A 7,356-nucleotide genomic window follows, 5' to 3' on the forward strand; every position below is an offset into this window, starting at 1 on the left:
AGCACGCCCCGCCCGCCCTGCTGTTTCTCCAGGAACCTAGCTCCAAACTGGACTGCCAACCGTCCCGCAATAATGCTCATCGGGGTCAGCAGCGGTAACCGCCCGTCGGGGAGTTGGACCGTCTCGTAGGCAATACAGTCGGCCCCGGATTTAACTAAAATCTCCGTCAGCGTCCGGTTTGCCGCCAGATGTAAATAGGTGAAGAGCAGTTGACCGGGGCGTAAATAGGCATATTCCTCCGGCAACGGTTCTTTGACCTTGACCACGAGTTCCTGTTGCCAGACATCGCTGGGTTGGGGAACTACCGTAGCCCCGAGCCCGCTGTACTGGTCATCGGTGAACCCAGAACCCAAGCCCGCCCCCTGTTCAATAAATACCCGGTGGCCCTGGAGGACGAGGTACTGGACCGCCGCCGGGGTCAGCCCGACCCGGAACTCTTGGTTTTTCAGTTCTTTGGGGATGCCGATTTTCATTTAGTCCTCCAGGCTATCTTTGAGGGTGTCCTTGAGGACCGTCCGGGCTGCCAGATGCTTCAAGCTGGTCTGGAGAATTTCAATCTCGCGCTGGAGCCGTTCCTCGGTATCCTGCATCTCCAAGAGGAGTTGTTGTTCCTCACTCGCTCCATAAAAACTGCCGCCAATCCAATAGGACAACTCCCGCGCTTCCGTCGGCAGGGGCGGCAGGGGAATATCTTGGTCACGCAATTTACTGGAGAGTCGGACCACATCAACCAAGAGCTTCCGGGCTTCGGTAATGAGTTGCGTTGGGTTATTAGCTAGCGGTTCATCCTCAATCCATTCGACGAGGCCGACTCGGTAGGGCTTGGTGCGGGTGTAGCGCAGGACCCGGAAGCGTTGCTGACCGCGAGTCATGACGTTAAGACAGTCGTTTTCGAGTCGTTTGGCCTCTAGGATCTCGGCGCAGCCGCCCACACTACAGGGTTCATTGGTCTGAGGGTTCCAGAGCAACACCCCAAAACGGCGGTCGGTGTCGAGGGCCGTGTTCATCATGATCCGGTAGCGGGGTTCAAAAATATGTAAGGGTAGGGGCTGACCTGGGAACAGGACCGATTCAGGCAGTGGGAACAGGGGCAACTCCACCGTGGCGGATGACAGGGGCATGAAGCGATTCCTCGTGGTAGTTACTGACCAAACTCGGCGCGGGCTTCCTCAATCACCTCAACGGTGATAACAGTCGTCCAACGGGCACGCGCCAAAGCTTCTGACCGACTCTTCGCCTGGGTCCGAGCAAAGAAAGGGACATTATTGAGCTTGGCTAGGGCTTCGGGAGTCCATACCAGTTCCGGCTCAGGGCTGGACAGCTGCACAGGTTTCCTAGATACACTTACTGTAGATTGTAATTGAGTTTAAGGTCTGGGGGCGGGCGGATGCAGTTAAGCGTAACCAGGGGCCATCTCCATGCTGAAATCAGTCCCGGCACACCGGGGGTAGTCTTCGCCTGTGGCAGTGCCTTGGCTGACCGGGATGGGAATGACCAAGATGTGGGTTTCGCGCCCCTCAAGCAGTTGGCTGAGCAATTGACGGCCTTGGGAATCGGGAGTCTACGCTTTGACCGCCGGGGGGTGGGCCTGAGTCCAGGGGATTTCGCGGGACCTGAACAGACCGTGCAGGACTTTTTGACGGTGATTGACCAAGCGCGGGAATTGATTGGCCCGGAGTTGGTGTTATTGGGTCACGCCGAGGGCGCGGGTTTGGCGATCCTGGCGGCCGGACGGACTCCTTGCCGGGGCTTAATCCTGCTTGCTCCCCCAGCGACGTTCGTGCGGGATTTGATTGAATACGGCGGGATGGCTGAGGAAACCCTAGCTAGCACCCCCAAGGCTCTACACCAGGAAGAACTAACCCAACTCCAAGCCCAGTACCGCGCACGACGACGATTATTCCTGTTGAAACCTGTCCTGCAAGTAGATTGTCCAATCCTATTAATTCACGGCACGATGGACTGGGTTTATCCGCCCGTTGAGTCCGAGCAGATTGCCGCCGAATTGACCAAAACTGGTAAACCCCCTACCCTAGCTATCCTGCCTGACTTAGACCATTGGCTTGTCCAGACCCAAACTTGGCGGAGCCTAGAAGAAAACCTGCGTCCCCATTGGCAAGTAGACGCACGGGTGAGCCAGCAGGTGTGCGATTGGCTCGCGATCATCAGCTAAACTAGGGGTTATAATTTTTGTCAGCAGTTTCCTGGAGCCGCCCTAATGTCTACGCTGATTTCTCTACTCCTTCTGTTTCTAATCTTGAGTTCAGGACCCCTCGTGATTGTGCTGTGGAAATGGCGCAGTACCCGCACCCTCTGATTTGCTTGGATAAGATGATAGTCAGGGCCTCAGTCGGGTCTCTCGGAGGTTTTGATGACAACGTGGCAGCAACGGTTGGGTTGGGTCGGGCTGACCGGTTTGGTGGCTGGGGGAAGCTTTGCCCTAGGGACCTCCCTTGAAAAAGTGACCCAGGGGGCACCCGCACCCGCCGCGCCCCAGACCGAGAATTTCCAAGCAACTCCAGCGAGTCTCGGACGGGCCACTACGGCCCTCGGTCCCAATTTCATTGCCGATGCAGCGGAGAAGGCAGCCCCGGCCATTGTGAGTATTGATATTGAGAAGACGACCCCCCGCCCCCAAGCGCGGGATAACGGCGATCTCCCGCCTTTTTTCCGGGATTTCTTTGGGGAACGGGACGGCTTAGGGCCGAGGCGTGCCCCAGAGCGCGGCGAGGGTTCCGGGTTCATTATTGATAGTACGGGCATCATCATTACCAACGAGCATGTGGTGGATGGCGCCGACAAAGTAACCGTAATTCTGCGCGATGGCAAACGCTTCAAGGGCACAGTCCTGGGGATTGACCCCTTGACCGATGTGGCGGTGGTCAAAGTCGAGAGTGACCAACCCCTGCCGACCGTCGAGCTTGGTGATTCGACGCGTTTACGTCCCGGCGAGTGGGTGATTGCCCTAGGGAATCCCTTGGGGTTTAGCAATACCGTCACCGCTGGCATTATCAGTGCCCTCAATCGTTCCAGTGGCGAGATCCAGATTGGTGATAAGCGGGTAGACTTCATCCAGACCGATGCGGCGATCAATCCGGGTAATTCCGGCGGGCCACTGATCAATATTTACGGTCAGGTGATTGGGATAAACACCGCAATTATCAGTGGAGCCTCGGGGATTGGGTTTGCGATTCCCATCAATAAGGCCCGCGAGATTGCCTACCAACTGATTAAGACGGGCAAGATCGTCCGGCCCTACGTCGGCGTGAGTATGTTGGGCCTGACCCCGGAGATTGTGGACCAGATCAAGCAAGACCCCAGTGCGGATATCCCGGTCCCGACCACGGATAAGGGCGTTTTGGTCCAGCGGGTCGTCCCGGACTCCCCAGCCGCCAAGGGCGGGGTCAAAAAAGGTGATGTGATTACCGCCGTAGACGGCAAGCCCGTAACCGATGCGCGTTCGGTCCAGGATGCGGTGGGCAACCGCAAAGTCGGTGACCCGGTGGAGTTCACGATCCTCCGGGACAACAAGACCCAGAAAATCGCCATCAAAACCGTGGAGTACAAAGCGGACACGGACAAACTGTAACGGTGGATAACCCAGACGAGTTGTTGTGTTTCTGTAACCGCTGCACCTGGGGCCAACTGCAAAAACTGGCGGGTGAACTGTTGGATTTTGAGCGGGTGGTCCAGGTGAGCGGGGCCTGCACGGGCTGTGGCAGTTGTCAGTTTGACGTAGAGGCCTTGGTGGAAGCGGCCCAAGCGACCGGGGCTAAACCTTGATGTGGTTGATGAAGAGTGAGCCCGGTTCCTACAGCATTGACGATTTGGCCCGCGATGGACGGACGCATTGGGAGGGGGTCCGCAATTATCAAGCCCGGAACTTGATGCGTGACCAGATGCAGGCCGGCGATGCGGTGCTTTTTTATCATTCCAATGCCCAACCGCCTGGAGTCGCCGGGTTAGCGCGAATTAGCCAAGCGGCCCAGCCTGACCCCACCGCCCAGGACCCCAACCATGCCTACTACGACCCCAAAGCTATCCCCCAGAACCCGTGGCTAATGGTGGAGTTGGGTTTTGTGGCGAAATTCCCCTGTCTGGTTAGCTTGAGGGAGCTAAAGGATCATCCGGGACTGACTGGGTTGATGGTTATTCAACGGGGGGCCAGACTGTCGGTGCAACCCGTTGCTCCAGAACATTTCCGATTGATTGAGCAGTTGGGGCTTGGTGATTGAAGAGTTGGGTAATACCCCCTAAGGCCAACGTGGTGAGTTGGTTTAGCTGGAGCAGGGTAAAGGGGGCTTGTTCAGCGGTGGCCTGGAGTTCAATCAGTTCACCCCGACCGTTGACGACGACATTCATATCCACTTCAGCGCGGCTGTCCTCTTGATAACAGAGGTCTAGTAAGGGCACGCCGTCCACAATTCCCACGGAGACCGCCGCGATCGTCGTGGTCAGGGGATCTTCGGTGAGGAGTCCTTGGGCCAGCAGATGATCCACCGCATCGCGCAGGGCCAAATACCCGCCCGTAATGGCACAGGTGCGCGTCCCGCCATCGGCTTGGAGGACATCAGCATCCACGGTGAGGGTCCGGGGTCCCAAGCGAGACAGGTCCAGGGCCATCCGCAGGGACCGACCGATTAGCCGTTGGATCTCCTGGGTCCGCCCGGAGACACTGGTCCGCTCTCGTCTGGCCCGTCCGCCTGGAGTCGCACCGGGGAGCATCGCATACTCGGCGGTTAACCAACCCTGACCCTTCCCCCGCAAAAAAGCTGGCACTTCTTCTTCAATCGAGACCGTACAGAGGACCGCTGTCTCCCCAAAACGCGCCAGGACCGCGCCGGGCGCAAAATGGGTGTAGCCCCGCTCAAAGGACACCGGACGCAACTGGTCCGCCAACCGTCCATCTACCCGCATCGCTCACACCCCTGTTTTCCTTAATCTATCGTGGTATTGCTTGGTACTGAGAACTATGGATTTTGACCTGTCTGGTTACGACTACGTCTTGCCCCCGACCGCGATTGCCCAACAGCCTGCCCTACCCCGAGACCATAGCCGTCTATTGGTGGTGAAGGGTTTGGATTATGAACATAGTCACTTTTTTGAACTCTCCCACTGGTTACGGGCTGGGGATCTATTAGTCCTCAACGATACGAGGGTCCTCCCGGCGCGACTTTTGGGTCGTCGGGCGGGGGGGGGACAGGCGGAGGTGTTGTTGTTGCATGAAGTAGCCCCGGCTCAGTGGGAATGCTTGGTCCGTCCGGGGCGCAAGCTCTTACCCGGTCAGTGCGTGGTTTTTGCAGATGGGGCGGTGGCTCATATTCAAAAATGGCTTCCCCAGGGGCGGCGGGTAGTGCGTTTTGAGTTACCAGAAAATAAGCCGTTCCTGGATTGGCTCCAGGGGGCGGGGGCCTTGCCGTTGCCGCCCTATATTACCCAGTCTGCTACCGCTGAGCAGTATCAAACGGTCTGGGCTCGGGTCCCCGGTGCGGTGGCGGCTCCCACGGCGGGATTACATTTCACCCCGGAGTTGCTCATGGACTTGGCAGGGCGGGGTGTCCAGACGGCTTACATCACGCTCCATGTCGGGTTGGGGACTTTTCGTCCGGTGGCGGCCTTGGATATTCGTGCCCATACTTTGCATCAGGAATGGTTGACGGTACCCCCAGCAACAGTGGCACAAATTCAGGAGACGCAGCGAGCGGGCGGACGGGTGATTGCGGTGGGGACGACAGTGGCCCGTGCCCTAGAGAGTGCGAGTCAGGGGACCCAGTTGCAGCCTTGGACGGGTTGGTCAGACCTCTTCATCTATCCCGGCTACCGTTGGCGGACGGTGATGGGGCTAATTACCAATTTCCATCTACCCCGGTCTTCGTTGTTGATGCTGGTCAGTGCCCTAGTCGGACGGGAACGGCTGATGCAACTCTATGGGGAAGCGGTGGCGGAGGGTTATCGGTTTTATTCCTTTGGCGATGCGATGTTGCTCTTAGACCAAGATTCTCCGCGCTAAGGGTTAGCCATGGATTTAGTGAACGAGCCTCTGTGTTACTCAGCTTGGGGCACGAACAACGCCAATCATCTGCCTACCGTTAGTCCATGAAAACCCACGGCTTGTTCTACACCTTCTTCCAGAAACTCCCCTCCGCCTTCTTTGACACTCTGGGACTCCCGCCACAAACTGCTGACCTCTACTACCCCAACGATAACGCCACCCTGTTTGCCCCTACTTTTACCATCTGAGCAACAGTTTTTATCGGTTGAGCGATGGTTCTTACCATGTAAACAGCCATTCCTACCGTCTAAGCAGTGATCTTTACCTGAATCCGGTGTCATCTCTTGAGTAACCTAAAACCTCTTTCACTAAACCGACTAGTTTCTGAGCCGCCCCTTGCCCGCCCATGGTCGCCAGGAGTTGGGTGCGGGTGGTGCGATGGAGGTCGTCATCAGTCAGGAAAGGGAGGCTGGCTTGGACCACATCGGCAACGGTGAGGACTTGTTTGAGTTCGGGGACGATGGCGCGTCCGGCGAGGAGGTTGGGCCAAGCGAGTAACCCCGTCCGACGAATGAGCCAGGGGTTGACGCGGCGGGCGATGAAATTCCCGAGCACAGGTAAGTTCATGACCAAGCCCGGTAGACCATCCCAAGCTTTCATCACTTCAATTTTATTAAGCGGGATCAAAACGACCATCGGGACCCCGAGGGCAGCGAGTTCGGCAGTATTTACGCCGACCGTAGTGAGGCAGAACCGACAACCAGCGAGGGCATCGTAGGCTGGGAACTCAGTCCAGAGCCGCACCTGAGTCCCGTGGGTCGTCACGAGAACTGGGCCATCCGTCCGTTCCTCTAGCCGCGCGGTGATCCCGCCCATCAAGGCCACGTTGGGATTAGCAGGGCTCACGTAATGGGCTAGCTGGGCGAGGCTCAGGGTGGGGGCCACGGGGAGGACAAACTGTACGGGGTGCTTGGCCTGTAACTGCTCCGCCACCGCCATCAGTAGGGGGCCACCCAGACCCAACTTCAGCCCCTTGGAGCCGGGGAGTAACCCCACCCAGGTCCCCGCCGCCAAGGGCGAAGGACCCCGGCTCATCACCCCGTCAATATTCAGGTCGCCCACCAGGCGGAACTTTTCCGGCTGTTGCTGGTATTGGGGGTAGACCTGGGCAGTCCTCAGTCCCACACGGTCCATCCAACGGCTATAGCGCACCTGCCATTCGGCGTAGACCACCAGGGGATAGCCCAGACGACGAGCAATCCAGCAGGTAAACCCCTGGTCCCCTCCCAGAAAAAGGACCGCTCCCCGTGCGTACCAATCCCAGTCAGCTTGGGTGCGCCCCGTCACCAAAAATCGTTGATAGG

The 7,356-nt window shown here is 58.0% G+C and carries 11 protein-coding genes; 6 read left to right on the forward strand and 5 right to left on the reverse strand.

Features of this window, described 5'->3' with window-relative positions:
• The 3 genes from HFM78_RS08285 to HFM78_RS08295 all read right to left on the reverse strand — a co-directional run.
• On the reverse strand, positions 1 to 473 hold a 473-nt coding region (locus HFM78_RS08285), incomplete at its 3' end, for an alanine dehydrogenase (RefSeq protein WP_396034956.1).
• Positions 474 to 1,121 carry an LON peptidase substrate-binding domain-containing protein gene (locus HFM78_RS08290; RefSeq protein ID WP_287128964.1) on the reverse strand — a complete coding sequence of 216 codons (648 nt, stop codon included), beginning with the start codon at positions 1,119 to 1,121 and terminating at the stop codon, positions 474 to 476.
• Positions 1,122 to 1,141: 20 nt separating this feature from the next.
• Positions 1,142 to 1,327: a protochlorophyllide oxidoreductase gene (locus tag HFM78_RS08295; RefSeq protein WP_287128965.1), complete on the reverse strand. Its 186-nt coding sequence runs from the start codon at positions 1,325 to 1,327 to the stop codon at positions 1,142 to 1,144.
• Between the two features lie 60 nt (positions 1,328 to 1,387).
• Between HFM78_RS08295 and HFM78_RS08300 the strand changes: the two genes are divergently transcribed.
• The 4 genes from HFM78_RS08300 (at position 1,388) to HFM78_RS08315 (ending at position 4,235) form a co-directional block, all read left to right on the forward strand.
• Entirely contained in the window at positions 1,388 to 2,173 is a 786-nt protein-coding gene (locus HFM78_RS08300; protein WP_287128966.1) for a S9 family peptidase, read from the forward strand.
• A gap of 198 nt (positions 2,174 to 2,371) precedes the next feature.
• Positions 2,372 to 3,589 (forward strand): HhoA/HhoB/HtrA family serine endopeptidase, encoded by a 1,218-nt coding sequence (locus tag HFM78_RS08305; RefSeq protein ID WP_287128967.1) that lies wholly within the window; start codon positions 2,372 to 2,374, stop codon positions 3,587 to 3,589.
• Positions 3,590 to 3,591: 2 nt separating this feature from the next.
• Positions 3,592 to 3,783, forward strand: a complete 192-nt coding sequence (locus tag HFM78_RS08310; RefSeq protein ID WP_287128968.1) for a (2Fe-2S)-binding protein — start codon at positions 3,592 to 3,594, stop codon at positions 3,781 to 3,783.
• Positions 3,784 to 3,791: 8 nt separating this feature from the next.
• Positions 3,792 to 4,235, forward strand: a complete 444-nt coding sequence (locus tag HFM78_RS08315; RefSeq protein ID WP_287128969.1) for an EVE domain-containing protein — start codon at positions 3,792 to 3,794, stop codon at positions 4,233 to 4,235.
• Here the strand turns inward: HFM78_RS08315 and rph are convergent.
• Complete coding sequence (rph, locus tag HFM78_RS08320) at positions 4,150 to 4,917, reverse strand: ribonuclease PH (protein WP_287128970.1); 768 nt, start codon at positions 4,915 to 4,917, stop codon at positions 4,150 to 4,152. The two genes, HFM78_RS08315 and rph, sit on opposite strands and share 86 nt — an antisense overlap.
• A 55-nt stretch (positions 4,918 to 4,972) precedes the next feature.
• Here rph and queA point away from each other — a divergent pair, with 55 nt between their 5' ends.
• Together queA and HFM78_RS08330 are read left to right on the forward strand one after the other, a co-directional pair.
• Positions 4,973 to 6,010, forward strand: coding sequence for a tRNA preQ1(34) S-adenosylmethionine ribosyltransferase-isomerase QueA (gene queA, locus HFM78_RS08325; protein ID WP_287128971.1), 1,038 nt, complete (start codon positions 4,973 to 4,975; stop codon positions 6,008 to 6,010).
• A gap of 86 nt (positions 6,011 to 6,096) precedes the next feature.
• Positions 6,097 to 6,240 carry a hypothetical protein gene (locus tag HFM78_RS08330; RefSeq protein ID WP_287128972.1) on the forward strand — a complete coding sequence of 48 codons (144 nt, stop codon included), beginning with the start codon at positions 6,097 to 6,099 and terminating at the stop codon, positions 6,238 to 6,240.
• A 73-nt stretch (positions 6,241 to 6,313) separates the two neighbouring features.
• Here the strand turns inward: HFM78_RS08330 and HFM78_RS08335 are convergent.
• Positions 6,314 to 7,356 (reverse strand): hypothetical protein (locus HFM78_RS08335; protein ID WP_287128973.1); only part of this gene is annotated, 1,043 nt, incomplete at its 5' end.

It is taken from the genome of Candidatus Cyanaurora vandensis, assembly GCF_013285555.1.
Classification (GTDB): Bacteria; Cyanobacteriota; Cyanobacteriia; order Gloeobacterales; family Anthocerotibacteraceae; genus Cyanaurora; species Cyanaurora vandensis.